Source organism: Halomonas sp. KO116 (assembly GCF_000734975.2).
Taxonomy (GTDB): Bacteria; Pseudomonadota; Gammaproteobacteria; order Pseudomonadales; family Halomonadaceae; genus Vreelandella; species Vreelandella glaciei.
Genome location: NZ_CP011052.1, coordinates 1,328,336 through 1,349,255 on the forward strand (window position 1 = coordinate 1,328,336; position 20,920 = coordinate 1,349,255).

General features: G+C 56.7%; 23 protein-coding genes. 16 read left to right on the forward strand and 7 right to left on the reverse strand.

Annotation, left to right across the window (positions count from 1 at the left end):
• Positions 1-51 precede the first annotated feature (51 nt).
• The 11 genes from ftsB to lpxL all read left to right on the forward strand — a co-directional run bounded on the left by ftsB (position 52) and on the right by lpxL (position 9,550).
• A complete protein-coding gene (ftsB, locus tag KO116_RS06155) occupies positions 52-390 on the forward strand; it encodes a cell division protein FtsB (protein ID WP_035558971.1) in 339 nt (112 codons plus the stop codon).
• Entirely contained in the window at positions 387-1,094 is a 708-nt protein-coding gene (gene ispD / locus KO116_RS06160) for a 2-C-methyl-D-erythritol 4-phosphate cytidylyltransferase (RefSeq protein ID WP_035558967.1), read from the forward strand. Before ftsB ends, ispD begins: the two co-directional genes overlap by 4 nt.
• Positions 1,095-1,111: 17 nt before the next feature.
• Positions 1,112-1,600 carry a 2-C-methyl-D-erythritol 2,4-cyclodiphosphate synthase gene (gene ispF, locus KO116_RS06165; protein ID WP_035558964.1) on the forward strand — a complete coding sequence of 163 codons (489 nt, stop codon included), beginning with the start codon at positions 1,112-1,114 and terminating at the stop codon, positions 1,598-1,600.
• Positions 1,593-2,627 (forward strand): tRNA pseudouridine(13) synthase TruD, encoded by a 1,035-nt coding sequence (gene truD / locus KO116_RS06170; protein WP_035558961.1) that lies wholly within the window; start codon positions 1,593-1,595, stop codon positions 2,625-2,627. The genes ispF and truD overlap by 8 nt, the downstream gene beginning before the upstream one ends.
• Before the next feature lie 169 nt (positions 2,628-2,796).
• Positions 2,797-3,543 carry a 5'/3'-nucleotidase SurE gene (gene surE, locus KO116_RS06175; RefSeq protein ID WP_008956324.1) on the forward strand — a complete coding sequence of 249 codons (747 nt, stop codon included), beginning with the start codon at positions 2,797-2,799 and terminating at the stop codon, positions 3,541-3,543.
• The gene (locus KO116_RS06180; protein ID WP_035558959.1) at positions 3,530-4,207 is read left to right on the forward strand and encodes a protein-L-isoaspartate(D-aspartate) O-methyltransferase; all 678 of its coding nucleotides are present in this window, start codon (positions 3,530-3,532) and stop codon (positions 4,205-4,207) included. Before surE ends, KO116_RS06180 begins: the two co-directional genes overlap by 14 nt.
• Entirely contained in the window at positions 4,204-5,163 is a 960-nt protein-coding gene (locus KO116_RS06185) for a DUF368 domain-containing protein (protein WP_035558956.1), read from the forward strand. The genes KO116_RS06180 and KO116_RS06185 overlap by 4 nt, the downstream gene beginning before the upstream one ends.
• Before the next feature lie 7 nt (positions 5,164-5,170).
• The gene (locus tag KO116_RS06190) at positions 5,171-6,238 is read left to right on the forward strand and encodes a peptidoglycan DD-metalloendopeptidase family protein (RefSeq protein ID WP_035558953.1); all 1,068 of its coding nucleotides are present in this window, start codon (positions 5,171-5,173) and stop codon (positions 6,236-6,238) included.
• 165 nt (positions 6,239-6,403) lie between these two features.
• Positions 6,404-7,378 carry an RNA polymerase sigma factor RpoS gene (gene rpoS / locus KO116_RS06195; RefSeq protein ID WP_035558949.1) on the forward strand — a complete coding sequence of 325 codons (975 nt, stop codon included), beginning with the start codon at positions 6,404-6,406 and terminating at the stop codon, positions 7,376-7,378.
• A 144-nt stretch (positions 7,379-7,522) separates the two neighbouring features.
• Positions 7,523-8,623, forward strand: a complete 1,101-nt coding sequence (alr, locus tag KO116_RS06200) for an alanine racemase (protein ID WP_035558946.1) — start codon at positions 7,523-7,525, stop codon at positions 8,621-8,623.
• A gap of 12 nt (positions 8,624-8,635) precedes the next feature.
• Entirely contained in the window at positions 8,636-9,550 is a 915-nt protein-coding gene (gene lpxL / locus KO116_RS06205; protein WP_035558944.1) for an LpxL/LpxP family Kdo(2)-lipid IV(A) lauroyl/palmitoleoyl acyltransferase, read from the forward strand.
• Positions 9,551-9,612: 62 nt separating this feature from the next.
• Here the strand turns inward: lpxL and speD are convergent, their stop codons facing one another.
• The 5 genes from speD to KO116_RS06230 form a co-directional block, all read right to left on the reverse strand.
• A complete protein-coding gene (speD, locus tag KO116_RS06210) occupies positions 9,613-10,407 on the reverse strand; it encodes an adenosylmethionine decarboxylase (RefSeq protein WP_035558939.1) in 795 nt (264 codons plus the stop codon).
• Between the two features lie 259 nt (positions 10,408-10,666).
• Positions 10,667-11,086: an OsmC family protein gene (locus KO116_RS06215; RefSeq protein ID WP_035558936.1), complete on the reverse strand. Its 420-nt coding sequence runs from the start codon at positions 11,084-11,086 to the stop codon at positions 10,667-10,669.
• A gap of 102 nt (positions 11,087-11,188) precedes the next feature.
• Entirely contained in the window at positions 11,189-11,599 is a 411-nt protein-coding gene (locus KO116_RS06220; protein ID WP_045812084.1) for a gamma-glutamylcyclotransferase family protein, read from the reverse strand.
• A 3-nt stretch (positions 11,600-11,602) separates the two neighbouring features.
• Positions 11,603-12,283 carry an N-acetylmuramate alpha-1-phosphate uridylyltransferase MurU gene (gene murU, locus KO116_RS06225; protein ID WP_035558933.1) on the reverse strand — a complete coding sequence of 227 codons (681 nt, stop codon included), beginning with the start codon at positions 12,281-12,283 and terminating at the stop codon, positions 11,603-11,605.
• Positions 12,280-13,290, reverse strand: a complete 1,011-nt coding sequence (locus tag KO116_RS06230) for an aminoglycoside phosphotransferase family protein (RefSeq protein WP_035558931.1) — start codon at positions 13,288-13,290, stop codon at positions 12,280-12,282. The genes murU and KO116_RS06230 overlap by 4 nt, the downstream gene beginning before the upstream one ends.
• Before the next feature lie 70 nt (positions 13,291-13,360).
• Between KO116_RS06230 and KO116_RS06235 the strand changes: the two genes are divergently transcribed.
• Genes KO116_RS06235 through apaG form a run of 5 tightly spaced genes read left to right on the forward strand, consistent with a single transcriptional unit; the run spans position 13,361 to position 19,195 of the window.
• Positions 13,361-15,811 carry an LPS-assembly protein LptD gene (locus KO116_RS06235; RefSeq protein WP_035558928.1) on the forward strand — a complete coding sequence of 817 codons (2,451 nt, stop codon included), beginning with the start codon at positions 13,361-13,363 and terminating at the stop codon, positions 15,809-15,811.
• Positions 15,812-15,850: 39 nt separating this feature from the next.
• Positions 15,851-16,876 (forward strand): peptidylprolyl isomerase, encoded by a 1,026-nt coding sequence (locus KO116_RS06240; protein WP_035558926.1) that lies wholly within the window; start codon positions 15,851-15,853, stop codon positions 16,874-16,876.
• Complete coding sequence (gene pdxA, locus KO116_RS06245) at positions 16,876-17,940, forward strand: 4-hydroxythreonine-4-phosphate dehydrogenase PdxA (RefSeq protein ID WP_035558924.1); 1,065 nt, start codon at positions 16,876-16,878, stop codon at positions 17,938-17,940. Before KO116_RS06240 ends, pdxA begins: the two co-directional genes overlap by 1 nt.
• Positions 17,941-17,993: 53 nt before the next feature.
• Positions 17,994-18,821 carry a 16S rRNA (adenine(1518)-N(6)/adenine(1519)-N(6))-dimethyltransferase RsmA gene (gene rsmA / locus KO116_RS06250; protein ID WP_035558921.1) on the forward strand — a complete coding sequence of 276 codons (828 nt, stop codon included), beginning with the start codon at positions 17,994-17,996 and terminating at the stop codon, positions 18,819-18,821.
• Positions 18,818-19,195, forward strand: coding sequence for a Co2+/Mg2+ efflux protein ApaG (gene apaG / locus KO116_RS06255; RefSeq protein WP_008956340.1), 378 nt, complete (start codon positions 18,818-18,820; stop codon positions 19,193-19,195). Before rsmA ends, apaG begins: the two co-directional genes overlap by 4 nt.
• Here the strand turns inward: apaG and KO116_RS06260 are convergent.
• Complete coding sequence (locus tag KO116_RS06260) at positions 19,164-20,639, reverse strand: FAD-dependent oxidoreductase (protein WP_035558917.1); 1,476 nt, start codon at positions 20,637-20,639, stop codon at positions 19,164-19,166. The genes apaG and KO116_RS06260 overlap by 32 nt on opposite strands.
• Positions 20,639-20,818 carry a hypothetical protein gene (locus KO116_RS06265; RefSeq protein ID WP_035558915.1) on the reverse strand — a complete coding sequence of 60 codons (180 nt, stop codon included), beginning with the start codon at positions 20,816-20,818 and terminating at the stop codon, positions 20,639-20,641. The genes KO116_RS06260 and KO116_RS06265 overlap by 1 nt, the downstream gene beginning before the upstream one ends.
• Positions 20,819-20,920: the final 102 nt, after the last annotated feature.

Sequence of the window (20,920 nt, forward strand, 5' to 3'; positions counted from 1 at the left end):
TTCAGCCAGTGCTTTTAATAAACCCAGCCGATATACCAAGGGAGAGCAATGATGCGCAAATGGCTAGTGATAACATTGCTCGCGGTGGTGGCACTGCTTCAATACGAATTGTGGCTAGGTAACGGCGGCTGGAGCGATTTACAGCGTGTGGAGCAACGTGTGGCGGTGCAAGAAGCGGCCAATGTACCCATGCGCGAGCGCAATGCGCGGCTGGCGGCCGAAGTGACAGATTTAAAAAACGGTTTAGACGCCATAGAAGAACGGGCGCGTAGCGATATGGGCATGGTGCGTACCGATGAACAATTCTTCTGGGTACCTGGTGTGGCAATTGAGAATGAGCTGATCGGTATCAATGCCGGGTTAGTCGCTCCCCAGGAGCCGCCGCAGTGAGCCAAACCTGGCTAATCGTTCCTGCGGCGGGCCAAGGTCGCCGCATGGGGGCAGACAAGCCTAAACAGTATTTAACCTTGGCCGATGAACAACCGGTATTGGCGCATACCTTGGCGCGGCTGCATCACGCCTTTCCCCACGCCCGCTTGGTACTCTGTTTAGATGCTGATGACCGCTGGTTTTCACCGGGCTGGGTACCTTTCGCGGACTGGCAGCGAGTACCGGGAGGCAACGAGCGAATGGACAGCGTGTTAAATGCGCTGCACGCCATGGCGGCCGAAGATGACGATGTGGTGATGGTGCATGATGTGGCGCGTCCCTGTATTACCGTGAACGACTTGCAGGCGCTCTATCAAGCCGCTTTGACACACCCCGCTGGCGCGCTCTTGGCGATGCCGGTAGCCGATACCATGAAGCGTGCTGATAACCAGTGCCTGAGTTCGCGAACCGAACCCCGGGATGGCTTATGGCATGCGCTAACGCCACAAGGCTTTCGCTACGCGCTGCTGCGGCGAGCGCTGGAAACCGCCCGCCAGCAGCAAACACTGGTAACCGATGAAGCCTCGGCAGTCGAAGCCCTGGGCGAATGGCCACAATTAGTAAGCGGGCGGCGCGATAATCTGAAAATTACCCACCCAGACGACTTAGCGCTGGCAGCTGCGATTATGGCGGCGCAAGCCGCTAACCTGCCTGACAGGCTTTAATCCTTAGGAGCTTAGTAATGCGTATTGGCCACGGATTCGATGTCCACCGTTTCGGCCCCGGCGATCACCTGATGATCGGTGGCGTTAAGCTACCGTTTGACCATGGCTTCGTGGCTCACTCCGACGGCGATGTGTTGCTGCACGCGGTGAGCGATGCGCTGTTAGGTGCCTGTGCGCTGGGCGATATTGGCCGTCATTTTCCCGATACCGACCCAACGTGGGCGGGGGCTGATAGCCGCGAATTGTTGCGCCATGTGGTCGCTCTTGTTCAGGGCCAGGGCTATGGCGTGGTCAATCTGGACGCCACGCTAATGGCGCAAGCGCCTAAAATGGCGCCTCATATTGATGCAATGCGGGCCATCATTGCCGCTGACTTAGGCGTCGCGCTTAGCCACGTTAACGTTAAAGCCACCACTACCGAGCGGCTGGGCTTTACCGGGCGCGGTGAGGGTATTGCTGCTGAGGCAGTGGTGCTGCTAGACCGTGCAGAGGCGCTTAATGATTAATATGCCTATATGGCAGCGCAGCTTAGACCCTCTGTTCGGCCCGCCTAAAGCCGGTCATTACCGTGCTCAGCCGGAAGACTTCTGGGTTGACGAGCAGCTTGATTTTACTCCCGAGGCGCACGGGGAGCACCTGTGGTTGCGGGTTGAAAAACGCAACCAATCCACGTTAGAAGTGGCTAAGTTATTAAGTCGGCTTTGTGACGTAACGCCCCGTGATATTGGTTACTCCGGGATGAAGGATCGCATTGCCGTGACCCGCCAGTGGCTGAGCGTGCATCTGCCAGGGCGCGATGCGCCGCTTGACTTAGAGCAGTCGCTTAATGCCCAGGGCATCACGGTGGTTGAGCAGGCGCGCCACCCGCGTAAGCTTAAGCGCGGGGTTCACCGCACTAATCGATTTGTCTTACGCCTGAGCGGTGAGGCCATAGCAAGCGACGACTTTATCAGCCGCTGGGAAGCGCTTTGCCAGTCCGGTGTGCCCAACTATTTCGGCCCCCAGCGCTTTGGTCACGAAGGGCATAATCTACAGCGCGCAGAAGCACTACTTAACAGAGGTTGGCGTAAACGGGACGACCGTCAAGGTATGATGCTTTCTACCGCACGCAGCTTTTTGTTTAACGAACTGCTTAGCACTCGCATTGCGGATGGCACTTGGACGCAACCCCTGGCGGGCGACACCTTAATGCTGGACGGCACGCAAAGCGTGTTTCATATCGACGCCACCGATGCGACGCTTCAGGCCCGCGCCATGGCGCTGGATGTGCATCCAACGGGTGTGCTCTGGGGCGTTGGCGAACCCGGTCAGGGTGACGCGGCTAGCTATGAAGCGTATTTGCAGCAGCAGTATCCCGGCTTGTGTAGTGGCCTGGAGCGCAGCGGGGTTAAGCAGGCACGCCGTGCGCTGCGGATGCGGCTACTGGAACCACAGCTTGATTGGGAAGCAGGCGCCGTACGGCTTTCGTTTGCGTTGTCTCGCGGTAGCTTTGCTACCGCTGTGCTTGGTGAGCTGATAGAAATAAGTGGATAGCGGTGAGCTACGTCAGTCGTCAGAACGGTTATAAGTCGTCAGAATAGCTATAAGGCGTTAAAAAGTTTACTAAAAGTGATGGATAGGAGTTGTCACCTTTCGCGTTTATGCTTTGTGCTTATGACGCTGACGCTAATGACTCTTGTGCATATAAAAAGGGAGAGCCACAATGCGGCGACTACTGCTTTCAAATGATGACGGTGTTTACGCGCCTGGGTTGCGTGCGCTACATGATGCGCTGCTGTCGCACGCCAATATGCGCGTGGTGGCGCCTGACCGAGACCGCAGCGGTGCCAGTAATTCGCTTACCTTGTCACGGCCGCTCTCATTAACGGCGCTTGATAACGGTTTTTATAGCGTTGATGGTACCCCTGCCGACTGCGTCTATTTAGGCGTTCACGGTGTATGGGATGAAAAGCCTGATTTAGTGATCTCAGGGATTAATCACGGCAGTAACCTGGGCGACGATGTGCTCTATTCCGGCACCGTTGCGGCGGCGATGGAAGGGCGCAACCTGGGCATGACCGCGATTGCCATGTCGCTATGCGGCGAGCGCCATTTCGCTACCGCCGGAAGAGTGGCCGCCACGTTGATTGGCGCCGCGGATCAACTCTCGCTACCGCCGCGTACACTGCTGAACGTCAATGTCCCTGATGTACCCTGGGAAGAGATCAAAGGCGTTAAAGTTACCCGCCTGGGCTACCGCGGGCCAGCTGAAAAACCGTTGCCGGTAAAAGACCCGCGAGGACGTACCCGCTATTGGATTGCGCCGGTAGCAGCCAATGCCGATGATGGTGAAGATACCGATTTTGCCGCTGTTGAAGCGGGCTTTGTGTCGATTACACCGTTACAAACAGACCTGACGCGCCACCCCGCGCTTAACGATGTGCAGGATTGGTTGGATGTTTTTGCCTAATATCTCCCCTGCTGAGCTGCGCGGTCGTGGCATGACCTCCCAGCGTACCCGTGACCGAATGGTCGAGCGCCTTATGCGCCAAGGCATCAACGATGCCCGCGTGCTGGAGGTCATGGCCAGTGAACCGCGCCATTTGTTTGTGGATGAGGCGCTGGCGCATCGCGCCTATGAAGATACCGCCTTACCGATTGGCTTTGGCCAAACGTTATCGCAGCCGTTCATTGTGGCGCGGATGACCGAGCTTGTGCTGCGCGCCAGGCCACGCCAGGTATTGGAACTGGGCACCGGGTCTGGTTATCAAACGTTAATATTGTCGCGCTTGGTAGAAGAGCTCTACTCCATTGAGCGCATTGGTGCACTGCACGAGCGTGCGGCCGAGCGGTTACGGCGGCTTACGGCCCCCGCCACGCTAGCAGTGGCGGATGGAGGCTATGGTTGGCCTGAAGTGGCACCGTTTGATGTTATTTTGCTAACCGCCTGCGCTCATACACTGCCCTCATCGCTACTAGAGCAATTGAGTGACAACGGGGTGCTGATCGCCCCCTTGGAAGATCCCGATGGCAGCCAGTGGCTTACTCAGGTAAAGCGCATCGGCAGTGCTTTTGAAAAACGGCGGCTTGAGCCCGTACGTTTTGTACCTTTACTACAAGGAGTAGTGGATTGAAGCGGCAACCCTTGGGAATATTTTTACGTGGCGCAGGGATGGGCGCCGCCGATGCGGTACCCGGTGTGTCGGGAGGTACCATTGCGTTTATTAGCGGTATTTATGAAGAGCTGATTAACACCATCAAGCAGTTTGGCCCAAGTGCGATTGGTGTATGGCGTCAAGGTGGTTGGAAAGCCCTGAGTCTCCATTTGAACCTAGCCTTTCTGGTGCCGCTATTGGCGGGTGTTGCGGTTAGTCTATTTAGCGTTGCGCATTTAGCCCTGTGGTTGATGGAGGCGCATCCACTGCTGTTAGACGGGTTCTTTTTTGGCCTTGTAGCGGCCTCCGCACTGGTAGTCGGGCAGGCAAGTAGCGGCTGGAAGCTATGGTATCTGCTGCCGTTATTGGTGGGGTTAGTGCTAGCCCAAGCGTTACCAGGCATGATGCCGCTGGTGCTGCTGCTGGGCAACGAGGCGCTGGTAGTGATGGTGGCAGGCTGCATTGCCATTAGCGCCATGCTACTGCCAGGGGTGTCAGGCAGCTTTCTATTGCTGACAATGGGACTCTACGGCACCATCATGGGGGCAATTCGCAGCTTTGATCTGGGCATTATTATTCTGTTTGGAATGGGCTGTATGGTTGGTTTAGCGTTGTTTTCACGGTTATTGTCCTGGCTGCTACGGCGCCACCACACCTCGACCATGCAACTGCTGCTGGGGTTTATTGTCGGCTCGTTACCGGTTCTCTGGCCATGGCGTGAACTGTTACGCTATCAAATAGGGCCAGAAGGACAAATGATCCCTTTGGAGCACCGTTATTTGTTGCCCGCTGACTATGCCGTATTGACCGGTGCCTCGGCACAAGTAGCTGGCGTTGTCGCGCTAATGGCCTTGGGGGCACTAATTGTTGTGTTGCTCAACCGGCACGCGGATCGTCGGCCAATCGATACCAAGCTTGGCGCTGAAAAGGAGTAAGGTTTATATGCGTAAAGGTTATAGTCTTAAAGTACTGATGATGTCGGCGCTGGCATTAACAATTGCTGGCTGTGCCAGCCAACAAGGCGGAAGCCCTCAAGTGCGTGATTTAAGCCAAGCACGCCAAGCGGTGGAAAACTCACCCCAGTACACCGTTAAAGCGGGCGACACGCTGTATGGCATTGCATGGCAGCACAATTTGGATTATCGCCAGTTGGCGGCAATGAACAATATTGATGCGCCGTACCAAATTCGGCCAGGGCAAACCATTGCCCTGCGCGAAGGCGCCTCAACGTCATCAGCCACCAGTAGCCAGCCAGCTGCTAATAACACTAGTAGCAGCGGCGCCGTGGCGACCGGACTGAACCCGCAAGCAGCCTCTGTTGCGAGTGATGACCAGGAACTCGACTGGCTGTTGCCCGACGAATCCGCGATTCAACGTAACCAGCGCCTAACCGCTGAACGTGATGCCGTAGAGGCTGCGGAACAAGTGGCTGATTCTTCGCCTAGCAGCAATACCTCTGCCTCCACGCCTGAGCCTGAAGAGGTCGCAGCTGCCGAACCTGAGCCAGCCGCTCAGCCTGAACCTGAGCCAGCGTCAGAACCTGAACCGCAGCCAGTATCAGAACCCGAGCCTGCAGCTGCACCTGCTACACAAAGTGCCAGCGTTGACCGCTCTTCGCGTACCTATACGCCCGCTGAAACGATTAATTGGCAGTGGCCGACCGATGGCAACGTCGTTGGGGAGTTTGGACAAGGCGATAGCATCACTGCCGGGATTGATATCACCGGTGAAAAGGGGCAACCTGTTAAAGCGGCTGGCCCTGGTATTGTGGTTTATGCGGGCAGCGGCGTCAGGGGTTATGGCAACCTCATCCTTCTCAAGCACAACGACCAATTCCTGAGTGCGTATGCGCATAACGACAGCTTGCGGGTCAGTGAAAATGACGTGGTAGAAGCTGGTGAAGTGATTGCGACGATGGGGGATAGCGATGCAGAAAATGTCCGATTGCACTTCGAGGTTCGCCGTGATGGCCAGCCTCAAGATCCCATGGACTTTCTGCCTTCCCGCTAATGCACTCACCGGTAGCGTGAGAGGCCAGCGTTTAACTTGGAAGTTGCCCGAATCGCTGTATTCGAGCGTCATATAACAATTGTCACATAATAATATGGTGTGCGCCTTAGAGCACACCCCTTTGACTTTCTAAATGGCGGGTAGGCGAAACACGGGGGTAAGGCCATGAGTATGTTGGAGAAAGATCTACAGGAGGTTGACCTGGAGGCTGCTGAGGAGGCACTTGATAATACCGATGATGATATTGCGGTAGAAGAAGATGCTTTTGAAAAAGCGCTAGGGCGTGAGGATCGACAATCGACCCAAAGCTTGGATGCAACGCAAATCTACCTCAACGAAATCGGCTTTTCGCCACTATTAACGCCAGAAGAGGAAGTATATTACGGCCGCTTAGCGCGTAAGGGCGACCCGCTGGGGCGCTCACGAATGATTGAGTCCAATTTACGGCTAGTGGTAAAGATTGCCCGCCGCTACCTTAACCGCGGCTTAACGCTGCTGGATTTGATCGAAGAGGGTAATTTGGGCTTGATCCGCGCCGTTGAAAAGTTTGACCCCGAACGGGGGTTTCGTTTTTCAACGTATGCCACTTGGTGGATTCGACAAACCATTGAGCGTGCGTTGATGAATCAAACGCGGACGATCCGTTTGCCGATTCATGTGGTCAAAGAGCTCAATATCTACCTGCGCGCAGCGCGCGAATTGACCCAGAAGTTTGACCATGAGGCCACTGCTGAAGAGATCGCCGAGCACTTGGACAAACCGGTCGAGGTGGTCAAAAAGATGCTCGGCCTCAATGAGCGCGTATCGTCGGTCGATTACCCGATGGGCGGTGAGAGCGATAAGCCGCTGATTGATACGTTGACCGACGATGAGGTGCAAGGGCCTGAAGCGCGTTTGGTGGATGGCGATGTCAAAGAGCACGTTGATCTGTGGCTTGATGAACTGAGCGAAAAACAGCGTGAAGTTGTCGTGCGCCGCTTTGGCTTACGGGGTCACGAATCCGCCACTCTTGAAGAAGTCGGTGCCGAAATTGGTTTGACCCGTGAGCGGGTACGTCAGATTCAAGTCGAAGCGCTGAAAAAGCTGCGTCGTTCGCTGGAAAAACAGGGTCTCTCGTTAGAAGCTTTGTTTGAAACTTAAGTGTTTGAAGCGCAACAAAGGTGATTATTAAACGCGCCTTCCCTCTAAGCCGAGCAAGTACCTATAGGTGCTTGCTCGGTTTTTTATCGCTGACATTTTTTGTTAATAAGCATTTATTGCTGAATCAGGTAAGTGAGAAAACCTATGCGCCCCCTTGTGGCCGATATTGATCTGGACGCGCTGCGTCACAACTATCAATTGGCGTGCCGCTGTGCGCCACAAAGCCGCTCAGTGGCCGTTATCAAAGCTGATGCTTACGGCCATGGCGCGCTAGCGTGCGCTCAGGCGCTGGAGGCCCATGCTCCTGCGTTTGCCGTCGCCTGTATCGAAGAGGCTCTCGCGTTGCGTCAAGGTGGCATTACGACACCTATCGTGCTGCTTGAAGGCATCTTCAGTGCTGATGAGCTGGCGCTGGTGGACACCCACGGTTTCTGGATCGCGGTGCATAGCCAGTGGCAGGTTGATGCACTGTTGGCGGCCGCGCCACGCCAGCCCATCCCGGTATGGTTAAAAGTCGACTCCGGCATGCACCGCCTGGGCTTTGCCATTGAAGAGGCCGCTGCCATCTGGCGCCAGCTTCTTGCTGCGCCGAGTGTGGCTTCGCTGCACCTGATGAGCCATTTTGCCACTGCCGATGCTCAGGATAGCCGCTATTTCAATCAGCAAATGGCACGGCTCCAGGGGCTGGCCAGTGAGCTAGAAGCGCCACTATGCCTGGCCAATTCACCGGCGACCCTGGCGTGGCCGGTGGCGCATGGTGACTGGAACCGGCCAGGCGTCATGCTCTACGGCAGCGACCCTTTAGAAGTCGCCAGTAACATCACCCGGCAACTGAAGCCAGTGATGACCCTGCGCTCTGAAATTATCGCCCTGCGGGAGCTAGAAGAGGGCGAGCCCGTGGGCTACAGCGGGCGCTGGCGTGCGCCGCGGCGTTCACGCATTGCCGTGGTTGCCTGCGGTTACGGTGACGGCTACGACCGCCACGCCCGCGATGGTACGCCAGTGCTGGTAAACGGCCAACGCTGCGCGATTGCCGGTAAAGTCTCGATGGATATGCTCACGGTGGATGTAACAGACGTGCCCGATGCCGGCATTGGTAGCGAGGTCGTATTATGGGGTAGCGCCAGCAACGGCGAAGTACTGCCGGTGGATGAAGTGGCCCGTTACTGCGATACGATCAGCTATACCCTGCTGACGGGGGTACTGCCCCGGGCGCCTCGGCTTTATCATGGGCGCTCTGATTAAACGGTTGTTTTTATGTCAAAATCACGTTATCCACGTTCGTTTGCCCACCCGCGTTACTGGCCCACTTGGCTCGGGATTGGCGCTATGTATGTTGCCGCCTGGCTGCCCTGGCGGTTAAAAATGAGCATTGGCAAAGGGCTTGGGTTGCTCGCATGGCGCTTTGCCAAGCGGCGGCGGCGCATTACCGACACCAATATAGCGCTGTGCTTTCCCGAAAAGAGCGCCGAACAACAGCGGCAACTCGTCAAAGAGTCATTCATCGCTAATGGCATTGGTCTCGTCGAAACCGCGACGGGCTGGTGTCGAAATGGCGAAAGCTTACGCCACCGGGTTGCTTATATTGGTGAAGAGCATATGGCCCGCGCTCAGTCGAGAGGCAAAGGGGTGATCATTATCGGTGTTCACTTCTCGTCGCTCGATTTAGGCGGCGCTTTACACGCGCTATTTTTCTCTGCTGATGCGGTCTATCGCCCGCATAACAACCCGCTGTTTGAGCGCTTTATGACCCGCGCTCGTGGACGCAACTTTGGGGTCGCGATTGACCGTTACGATCTGCGTGGGGCTGTACGGCAGCTTAAGGCAGGCCGGATGGTGTGGTACTCGCCGGATCAGGATTTTGGTCGCGATGTCAGTGTGTTTGCACCGCTGTTTGGTCAGCAGGCTGCGACGATTCGCTTAACGGCCAAGCTTGCGCGTATGACCGGCGCGCCGGTGGTGCCGATGATGTTTCACCGCAACCCCGATAATGCGACGTACACCATCGAAAGCCTGCCAGCGTTAGAAGGGTTTCCGAGCAATGACGAGGTTGCCGATGCGACCAAGGTCAATCAATTTATTGAGCAGGCCATTCGCAAGCACCCGGAGCAATATTTGTGGCTGCATAGACGCTTTAAGACCCGTCCCGAAGGCGAGTCCAGCGTTTATTGATCCCACATAAGCGCCACAAAAAAAGCCAGTGTGAGCTGGCTTTTGGCATTCAGAGGCGACGCTTAATCCAAATTGCGGGAGTAGAAAATCTCCAGCATCTCTTTACGCAAACGGCTCTCAATGTCACGCGCTTCTTCAAAGGTAATATCGCGCCGTGACGTACCGAACAGATAATTTTCCAGCTCGAAATCTTTGAGCAGCATCTTGGTATGGAACATGTTTTCCTGATACACGTTTACATCCATCATCTGATACGCATGCTTGGTATCTTCAGCAAGGTAGTCTTGGATGGAGGTAATGCCGTGATCGATAAACAGCTTCTTGCCGTCTACGTCACGGGTAAAGCCGCGTACTCGATAATCCATGGTGACGATGTCGGAGTCGAAGCTGTGGATCAGGTAATTCAGCGCTTTAAGCGGGCTGATATGACCACAGGTCGAGACATCAATGTCCAGACGGAAGGTGCTGATGCCGTTGTCAGGGTGCGACTCAGGGTAGCTATGCACCGTAACGTGACTCTTATCTAAGTGCCCAACCACCGTCTCTGGCAGCGGGCCGGGGCCCGGCTTAATCTGCTCAGGCGCGGCGTCATCCAGCTCATGCTCAGCGATCAAGATCGTCACGCTTGCGCCGTGGGGCTCATAGTCCTGGCGGGCGATATTCAGTACATGAGCGCCGATAATGTTGGTGACGTCTTTCAGAATCTGCGTCAAGCGTTCGGCGTTGTAGAGCTCATCGATATAGTCGATATAAGCCGCACGCTGCTCTTCGGTTTTGGCGTAACAAATGTCGTAAATGTTGAAGCTCAAAGAGCTTGTCAGGTTGTTAAACCCGTGGAGTCGGAGATTATCTGTCATGTCCGAGCCTCCTTATGGCAGGTGAAGACACCCCGACGAGCCAGCGCCGGAACCGATAAGACGTTGCCACCATCGCTGCGGTGTAACCCCACTCGATAAAGCAGGGTGGCGACAGCACAGGTGAAGGTAAAACAAGCGGGCGTATTATGCCCGTCAAGGCGTTTGCTTGCATCCGACTGAACTACTTTTTTTGCCGCCGCGGTTGGGTAAGCAGCGGCGCTAGCCGAGAGAGCCAAGCGTTGCACGTACAAACAGCCGCTCAAGCCTCGATAATCTCAAAAGAGTGAGTGATCTCTACGCCGCTATTAACCAGCATGATCGACGCGCTGCAGTACTTTTCAGCGGAGAGTTCAACGGCGCGCTGAACCTGCTTCTCTTTCAATGCATGCCCGGTCACCACGAAATGAACGTGGATCTTGGTAAAGACGGCGGGCACTTCATCAGCGCGTTCGGCGTCAAGTTCCGCGACGCAGTCGGTGACATCGGCACGCGCTTTATCGAGAATGTTCAAGATGTCAAAAGCGGTGCAACTGCCCATGCCCATCAACAGCATTTCCATTGGGCGGGGCCCTGTATTACGGCCACCGTGGTCGGGCGGGCCGTCGATGACAACGCTGTGCCCGCTACCGGATTCCGCCACAAATTGACGGCCTTCTGTCCATTTTACCCGTGCTTTCACGCGGCTCTCCTCATCTAGGCGACGAAAGGTAAGTCGCGCAGCATAACATTTCTTGGCCTGCGCGCCTCTTCTCAACGCTTCTGTTGTTTATCACCGGCATTATTAATCATGGGCAGTGTAGGGCATCTCCCAGCCGCCTTCGCAAATGGCTCGCTTACCCGCTACTCCTGGATTGTAAAGATAGACCCAGGCACGACCAAAATGGGTGGCTATTTGCTGGCGGTCATACTCGCCCTGCGCAGGGGCGTCGATACGGTAGTCCTCCAGCCGGTCTAGCTGGGCCAGCTGGTCAATGCTAATCTCATAAATCTCTATAATGACGCCTTTGGACGCTTGCCACTTGGCGCCAGGGTAGGGGCCGATATCGTAGAGTGTGAGGGCGCGGGTGGTATCGCTACCCAATCTTCTGGCGCCGCTTAACCAGTGGGCGTTGTTGAAACCCTGCTTCAGCGTGCCGTAGACCGCTACCCGTGGCGTATCAGCGATTGCCGCATGTAAATAGTCCGGATGCATCAGCTACTCTTTCCCGCGCTGTCGTTGCAATTGAAGCTGGCTTTCCAGCGCCGCCAGCCGTTCAGGCGTGCCCACATCGACCCAGTGTCCGGTATAACGTTCACCGCTCACCCGTTGGTTATCAATGGCGGCCCTGAGCAGTGGTGCTAATGCAAAGGCGCCTTGAGGTTGCCCGGCGAGCAGCCCAGGGTGAATCACACTGATGCCCGCATAGGTCAAGCGCTCATTACTGGTTTGATTGACACGCCCACCCGCTAGCCCAAAATCGCCGTCGGGATGGTGAAGTGGGTTGTCTACCAGCACCAGGTGGACCAAGTCGTCGCCGCGCAGCGCTTGCGGGTGGGGCAGCGTTTCGCACCAGACATCGCCGTTGATGAGTAGAAATGGGGCTTCACCCAACATCGGCAGGGCTTGCTGAATGCCGCCTCCCGTTTCCAGTGGCGCTGTTTCTCGACTCCAGTGAATGCGCAGCCCATAGTCATCGCCGCCGCCGAGGGCATCAATAATCTGCTCGGCACGGTAGCTAACGTTGATGACGACGTCATCAATGCCCGCCTCGCGAAGCCGCTCCAGGTGATGCACGATGAGCGGTTTACCCGCCACCGGCAGCAGCGGCTTGGGGCAGTGGTCTGTAAGCGGACGCATCCGCTTGCCGAGCCCCGCGGCTAGGATCATTGCTTTCATTGCGGCATTTCCGTTAGTCGCTTCATGAGGGCGGGGCGAAAGGTGAGTTTGACCCACTCAGCGAACTCAGCCTGCTCGGTCAGGCACGAAAGACTATCCTCCAGATGATCCAAAAAGTGCGGCAAGCGCTCAAGATAGCCACTTTTTTGATCGCGCAGCGTTAAACGGCAAAATATGCCCAGCACTTTCAGCGAGCGCTGAGCGGCCATGGCGTGGCACTGGGTCAGGAAGGTGGCAAAATCGACCCGGCCGGGAAGGCGGCCATCGCGGCGGGCCTGCTGATAAAATGCGTCGACGAAGTCGCTAAACTGCTCATCGCTAAAGCGGCAGTAGCGGCCCCGAAGCAGCGAGATCACATCGTAGCTTAGCGGGCCCGCCACCGCGTCCTGGAAGTCGATCATGAACAGGCGCTGATCGTGTATCATCAGGTTCATAGCATCAAAATCACGGTGCACAGTGACCACCGGCTGAGCCAATGCTTGCTGAATAAGCTGCTCGCGCAAGGGTTGCCAGCTTTCGGGTGGCGATAGCTTCAGCCAGGCACCCAAGCACCATTCAGGAAACAGGTCGAGCTCCCGGCCCAGCAGCGCCGAGTCATAAGCGGGCAGTGATTCGGGGTTGGCGCGGTTTTGCAGCTCGGCGACCAGCGTTAGTGCCTGCGCATGGTACGTCTGTGTGGTAGCGTCATCGGTAAACATATCCTGTAGCGGTGTGTTGCCCAGGTCATCAAGCAACAGAAAACCGTCCGCCAAATTAGCGGCGTGCACCTTGGGTACCGCTAGCCCTGCGCTGTGCCAACGCTTGGCGATGGTCACAAAAGGGTGGGAATCCTCCTGTTCAGGCGGGGCATCCATCACCACCTGGGTGGCGCCGTCAGGTAACGTAAGGCGAAAATAACGCCGAAAGCTCGCATCGCCCACGGCGGATGAAAGCGTAATATCGGCCTGGGAAAGGCCGTTTTGCTGGGCAGCCCAAGTGGTGAGGGCGTTAATCCGATAAGAGGACATGCAAGCTCCTTGCTGGTCGGGCATCATGCGGGCTGTATAATACCGATTCTGGATGCCAAGGATAACGAACATGGGCAAGCGATTTTCGCGCACGTTGCCGGTTGCGCATACGCTGATGAGCAGTTTGCTTGCTGGCGCCTCGTTTACGGCGGTGGCTCAAGACCAAGACATGCCTGCGGAAGCGTTAGATTGGCAAGCCTGGGGAGAAGAGGAAGCGGCCAATCAATTGTGCCGTGGGCGCTACGTCATGCCCAGCTACCGCTTACCCGCAGAAGAGAACCCGGAAACCCTCTCGCTTGAGGCCAGCGACGTCGATTACGCCGCCGACGGCGAGGCACTGCTGCGTGGTGATGTGGTGCTGCGTCGCGGCAATGAAGAAGTGGAAGCGGAGCGTGTCTTTTTACCCGCCGACCGCCAGCAGGTTGACGCCGAAGGCAATATCGCCATACGCGATGGGCGTGCGCTGGTGCGCGGCGAGCAGGCCATGCTCAGGCTAAACGAAGACCGTGCGACGTTGGGGAATAGCCATTATGTGCTTTACGACCAGCACTTGCGCGGTCAGGCAAATCAGTTAGAGCAGACGGCAGAGGGCGAGTATCGTCTGCAGGACGCCAGCTTCACGACCTGTGACCCGGGCGCCAATAGCTGGGAACTGGTCAGTAGCGATATTCGTCTGTATCAGGCCGAAGGTTACGGTACGGCGCGTCATGCGCGTTTACACGTAAAAGATGTGCCGGTGTTTTACTGGCCATGGCTACGTTTTCCCATTGACGATCGTCGTCACACTGGTCTGCTCTCCCCATCGATAGGTTTTTCATCGGATGGTTTTGATTACGCCCAGCCGTTTTATTGGAATATCGCCGCTAACCACGATGCGACCATTACGCCACGCTGGATGAGCGACCACGGTTTGCTGATGAACGGTGAGTACCGCTATCTGCTTGAGGAAAGTTCAGGCATCGTCGAAGGCGGCTATTTAAATAGCGATAACGGCGGCTCCGGCGGTGGAGAAAATCGCTTTGAAGGCGAGGATCGTTGGTATGTGGATGCCCGCCATGCAGGGCGGGTAAACGAGCGTAGCAATTACCGGCTGCGCTATGGTGCAGCCAGTGACGGGCGCTATTTTGATGACTTTGGCGGCGAGTTCGGCGAAAGTGATCGCGCCAGCATGGAGCGCTTGGCCCAGGTCGATTACCGCGGCCAACGCTGGCAATTAGACGCCCGCGCCCAGGGTTTCCAGCGTTTGGAAGATCCACTTAGCGATAGCGATAAACCCTTTTATCAACTGCCGAGCCTGAGCGCCAATGCGAACTGGCAGTTCGACAACGGCCTCTATACACAGTGGCGTTCTAACGCGACCTATTTCTGGCGCGATGTGGATGAACGTCGTGTGCCGGAGCGTGAGGCGGCCACCGGTAGCCGATTGCACCTCACGCCTGTTGTTGGCTGGCGCTTTGAACGGCCCTGGGGCTATTTAGAACCGCGTACTGAACTGTGGAACACCGCCTATGAGCTGGATTATGGCGAGCGTGAAACGGAGCGGGGTGACTCACCCAGCCGCAGCATTGCGCTAACCTCGGTCGATAGTGGCTTGATCTTTGAGCGCGAGCTTGCCCTCGGCGGGCGCGAGTATCGCCAAACCTTAGAGCCGCGTCTGAACTATGCCTACGTGCCACGTACCGATCAAACTGAGCTGCCGGACTTTGACAGCCGCGAACGTGCGTTTTCCTGGGATCAGCTCTGGTCCGCCCAGCGCTTTTCCGGCGCTGACCGAGTGGGTGATCTCAACCGGATCTCTTATGGCGTGCAGTCGCGCCTGCTTGAGGATGCGTCCGGTCGTGATCGACTCTCGTTTGGGGTTGGGCAGAGTGTTTACTTTGATGATCGCCGAATCGATAGCGAAGGCGATGCGGATACGCTGCCAGATCGGCCGGAAGAAAACCCCAACGTTAATCCTGAAAGCTACTATCAGGCCACCCGGGATCGCTCACCACTAGTGACCCGCCTTGATTGGCAAATTAATGATCGCTGGAGTAGTGGCTACGAATGGCTCTACGATGATCATCGTGATCGCACTGAACGCTCAAGCGTTGATGTACGTTATCGCCATCCCGAAGGGCACGTAGTGAACCTTGGCTACCGTTGGGAGATCGAAGGGTTCGACCCGAGCGTGTTGCAGGGCGATGATGGCTTTCGCGACTATAACCGTGAAGAGTGGGATCTGTCGTTTGCCTGGAAAGCCAGTACTAGCATTGATTTGATCGGTCGCTACCTTCACGATCAAACCAATGACCGCTCGCTTGAGCAGCTGGCAGGCGTACAGTGGAACAACTGCTGTTATGGCCTGCAGCTTGTCTGGCGTGAATGGGTCGATGACGATGATACTGCCCGCATTGATGATGACTTTAATGATCGTGGGCTATTTTTGCGCTTCGTGTTCCGTGGCTTAGGTGGCATTGGCCAGAATGCGGACAGCTATTTTGAACAGACCATTCCTGGCTATCGTCCGACTGCCCTGTAAATGACTTCCATAGAATGGCTAATGAAAGAGACGTTTGTAATGAAAATGAGACAGCCCTTGCTAGGCCGAATGAAGCAGCTTTCTGCTGGTAGCCTACTCGCCCTCTGCGTTGGCGCTAGCTTTGCGTTGGCCCCGCTGGCGCTCCAGGCGCAGAACTTCCAGTCCACTCAGCGTCAGGCGCTGGATAGTGTGGTGGCCGTGGTCAATAACGATGTGATTATGCGCAGCGAACTAGACGATCGTATGGCGAAAGTCGAGCAGCAGGCGCAGGCCCAAGGCGGTAACCTTCCCCCGCGCTCCCAGTTGGAGCGACAGGTGCTTGAGCGCATGGTGATGGAAGAGATTCAACTACAGATGGCGGAAGATGCCAGTCTGACTATTGATGATACCGAGCTAAACGGTCAGGTGCGCTCGATTGCCGAATCCAACGGCATGACGCTGGATGAGTTTGCTGATGCGGTGGAAGCTGACGGCATGACGCTGGCGAGCGTGCGCGAAGATATTCGCCGCGAAATGCTGATGCGTCAGGTGCAGCAGCGCCAAATCAGTAATCGTGTGACGGTTAGTGATCGTGACGTTGAGCGCTTTTTAGACCAGCAGCAGGGGCAGACCGGCGAGCAGAACTTCATTGAAGAGACGCGGGCCCGCCACGTATTAATCGAGCTGACGCCTAACCGGGATGAAAATCAGGCGCGTGCCCGAGCCGAAGAAGTGCGTCAGCGCTTGTCTCAAGGTGATGATTTTGCCTCTGTAGCGCGCGAGTATAGCGATGACAGCGGTACGGCACTCAACGGGGGAGAGCTTGGCTGGGTGCGCCCAGGGCAAACCGTTCCAGCGTTTGAGGAAGCAATGCGTGACCTAGGCGTTAACCAGATATCACAACCGGTGCGCTCTCAGTTTGGCTACCACGTGATTGAGGTAGAAGAGCGTCGTCGTCAGAACGTTACTCAGGAGAGCCAGCGCGAGCAGGTGCGCCAAGCAATCTTCCAACGCCGTGCCAATGAAGAGCTTGAAACCTGGCAGCAAGAGATTCGCTCACAGGCTTTTGTTGATGTTCGTCTCTAATGGTAGCTGGTACTTCAAGGGCTGATAGCGCGCTGCCGGTGGTCGTCACCACCGGCGAGCCAGCGGGCATCGGCCCTGAACTAACGTTAATGCTGGCAGCCCGGGGGCTTCTGCCTCCGAATACCGTGGCCATTGGCGATCCGAAAATGCTGCGCCAGCGCGCAATTGCGCTGGGGCTGGATGTTACGGTGGTAGAGTGTTCGGTGGGTGAGTGCCCAAGTGGCGACAATGCCTTACCTGTTTGGTCCGTCGCTCTTAATGCCCCTACCTCGCCAGGTGTGCTTAATCCAGCCAACGCCGATTACGTACTTGCCACCCTGGCAATGGCGGTCGATGCTTGTCAACGCGGCCTTGCCGCTGCCATGGTGACCGCACCACTGCACAAAGGCGTAATTATTGACGGCGGTCACCCAGGCTTTACCGGCCATACCGAATGGCTGCGTGATGCCTGTGGCGTTGATGACGTCGTGATGATGCTGGCCACCGACGCGGCGCTACATGCGGCATCGCCAAGCTGGCAGGGTAGTGGCGATTTACGTGTTGCTCTGGTGACCACCCACTTGCCTCTGCGCAACGTCGCCGACGCTATCACCTTTGAGCGGGTTACTCGGATTAGTCGCTTACTGGAGGCTGATTTGCATTGCCAGTTCGGGATTGCAAAACCGCGCATTGCCGTGTGTGGCTTAAACCCGCATGCCGGTGAAGATGGCCACCTGGGCCACGAAGAGCTGGATATTATTATTCCCGCGCTTGATGCTCTTCGTGCTGAGGGAAGGGATATCCTTGGTCCGTTGCCCGCCGACACGCTATTTACCCCGCGTCACTTGGCCGGTGTCGATGCGGTGCTGGCGATGTACCATGACCAGGGCTTGGCAGTGTTAAAATATGCAGGCTTTGGTCAGGCCGCCAATATTACCCTGGGCTTGCCATTGGTACGCACTTCGGTCGACCATGGCACCGCGTTGGATCTGGCTGGCAAAGGCGTGGCAGACCCCGGCAGCCTGAAAGTCGCTATCGCCCTTGCACGCCGTCTAGCTACCCAGCGGTTGTCTGCTACTGTCTAGCATTTGCTGCGAAATACTCCCGATTGAATCCGCACTCCAAGGAACACCGTTTGATGTCTACTGTGCCCCAACACCGCGCTCGTAAACGCTTTGGTCAGAACTTTTTGCGCGACCTTGGCATTATTTCGCGGATCGTTCGTGCCGTTGGCCCGCGCTCGACGGATCGCCTTGTCGAAATTGGCCCAGGGCAGGGCGCACTAACCGAGCCGCTGCTGGAAGCGGCGGGACATCTGGAGGTAATTGAACTCGACCGCGATCTGATCCCTGGCCTGCGAGTGCAGTTTTTTAACTACCCCGACTTTGTGATACATGAAGGCGATGCGCTGAAGTTTGATTTTGCCGCGCTGAAAGGCGATGGACCTGCGCTGCGTGTGGTGGGCAACCTGCCCTACAACATCTCCACGCCGCTGATAATTCACCTGCTGGCTGCAGGAAGTGCGATAGAGGATATGCACTTCATGCTGCAAAAAGAAGTCGTTGAGCGCTTGGCTGCTGAACCGGGCGGTGCCGACTGGGGGCGTCTGTCGGTTATGGCGCAGTACTACTGTAGTGTCGAGCAGCTATTTATTGTGCCGCCGGAAGCCTTTGTGCCGCAGCCCAAGGTTGAGTCGGCCATCGTGCGCTTAACGCCTCATGCGACCCTGCCCCATACTGCAGAAGACCCCACGCTGCTGTTTGAGTTGGTGAAGCTCGCGTTTGGCCAGCGGCGCAAAACGCTGCGCAATAACTTTAAAGGGCGCGTGAGTCCTGAAATCCTTGAAGAGTTGGGTATTGATCCTATCCGCCGTCCGCAAACACTGACGGTCGCCGAATACGTGGCGATTGCCAATCGAGTCGCCGCCGATGAACAGGCGAGCAGTGAGCGGGGCAGCCAAGCGTGAGTGGTCTAACTATCGAGGTAAACGTTGCGCCTAGCTACCGTGCCGATGAGTCCAATGATGCGGAGTCGCGTTACGTCTTCAGCTATACCATCACCGTCCACAATCAAAGCCCCCATAGCGTGCAGCTCATGGCGCGCTACTGGAAAATCACCCAGGGCAGCGGCGAGTGCCAGGAAGTGCGCGGCAAAGGCGTCGTCGGGCAGCAGCCACTGATTGGCCCTGGCCAGAGCTTTCGCTATACCAGCCGTGCCATTCTGCAAACGCCGGTGGGGGTCATGGAGGGCGCCTATACGTTGCTGGACACTTCCACGCAACGCGCGTTTGAAGTGGCTATCACACCGTTCAGGCTGGCGGTGCCGCTCCAGCTTCACTAGCGTTTTGCGCTAACCTACTCTCCAGATGATCGCAAAGTCGCAAGGCCAGCTGTACCAGCGTTAAAGTGGGGTTGGCGTGCCCTGCGCTAGCAAAAACGCTGGAGCCCGCCAAGTAGCAATTTTCCTGGGCAAATAGACGGCAGTCGGGGTTAACGATACCCGTCTCGGCAACAAGGCTCATGCGCGTGCCGCCCATGTGGTGACGTCCAGCAAGTTCGCCTTCCGTGGGCAGTTGCACCGGCGTATCGGCAAGCCAATCAGCCATCTGTAGCCTGCCCACCTCGTTATCACGCAGGTATTCACCCAGCAGTAGCATGCTCTCGCGAATGGTGTGGCGATCCAGCTCAGATTGCCGCCACACCAGCCGGCTACGTGGCACTCCCAGTTTATCCAGCTCATCGCTTAGCTCAATACGGTTGTCATAGCGAGGTTCCTGCTCCCAGGCGGCTCTTAGAAACGCGCCGTGCACCACCCGACCTTGGGCCTGCCAGATACGCAGCCGACCCACCAGCGCGGGTGCCTGTTCTGCGAGCTCGTCAATCAGTTCCTGGGTAGCTTCAGCGTTCATGCGGTGCAAGCGCAGCCCACAATTGAGTATTTGTCGTGAGCGCAAGGAGCGAGCAGTGGGGGAGAGGAAAACGTTGTAATCCTCGTCCAGACCCAGTGCCGCAGGCTCAAAAATGAGCGCCTTCCCCACTGTGGCGTGGGGGTGCTCCATCCAGTAGCGTCCCAGGGTGTCGGCTTGGGGGATTAGCTGGCCATCTAGTTGTTGGTTGCACCACAGCAGCAGGCGCGAGTTTTCGATGCCGCCGCAGGCCAGTACAAAGTAGCGCGCCTGAACCTTGCGGTAGTCGCCCCGGTAATTGCTAAAAGTGGCGCTGGTGACTTTGCCAGCCTGGGTTTCCAGTGCCACCAAGTTGGCTGTTAGGCAGCACGTCAGAGTGGTCGAATCGCTCAACGTAGCGGCATACTTCTCTTTCATGCGTGTGGGGTGACCCAGCGAAAAATAGATGCGTTTTAGCCCCGCTTCAGGGACCACATGATCGGCTGGCGTAGGTTCCAGACCGAGCATAGTAACGGCCGCGCTGTAGTAAGGAACCAGCGCATCGCGGCCTATAGGCCAGGCCGTTTCGCTGGCGACGGCTTTGGCATTGAAGTCGTAGCGATCCAAAGGGCGACAAATGCCGCCCCAGTGGTTGGTCGACCCACCCAAATGGCGCAGCCGAGCGCCATACAGGGGAATATAGGGGTCGCCGACGACGTCGCCCCGGTAGCACTCCTGGGAGCGTTCGCTGTAGTCCGCATCGCCACCTTCACAGAGCAGTACCCGGTGGCCTCGCTCCGCTAGGGTAACGGCCATGGAAATGCCCGCCGCACCCGCGCCGATAATGCAGACATCCCAGGCGTTGCTGTGTTCGTTGATATCCTCAAAGGCGATATACATCAGCGGTCACTGCTGTTCAGTAGCCAGCCATTAACCGTCACCGCAACGGGGGGCGGGCCAAGCTTGGTAGCAGTGGCACGTGCGGCAGGAAGAAGCGCTGTGCCGGGAAGTATGAGGGCACCAAGGCCCGCCAGTGTTGCAACTCGCAGCAGGCTGCGTCGAGAGTGATCCATTGCCATAGGCGTATCGTTTTCCTTAACAGTTATTACCAGGTGGCTAACTATCGAATGGCTTAAGAGCATCAAAGCGTACTTTTATAGTGAGCCAGGTTCACTCTTTTA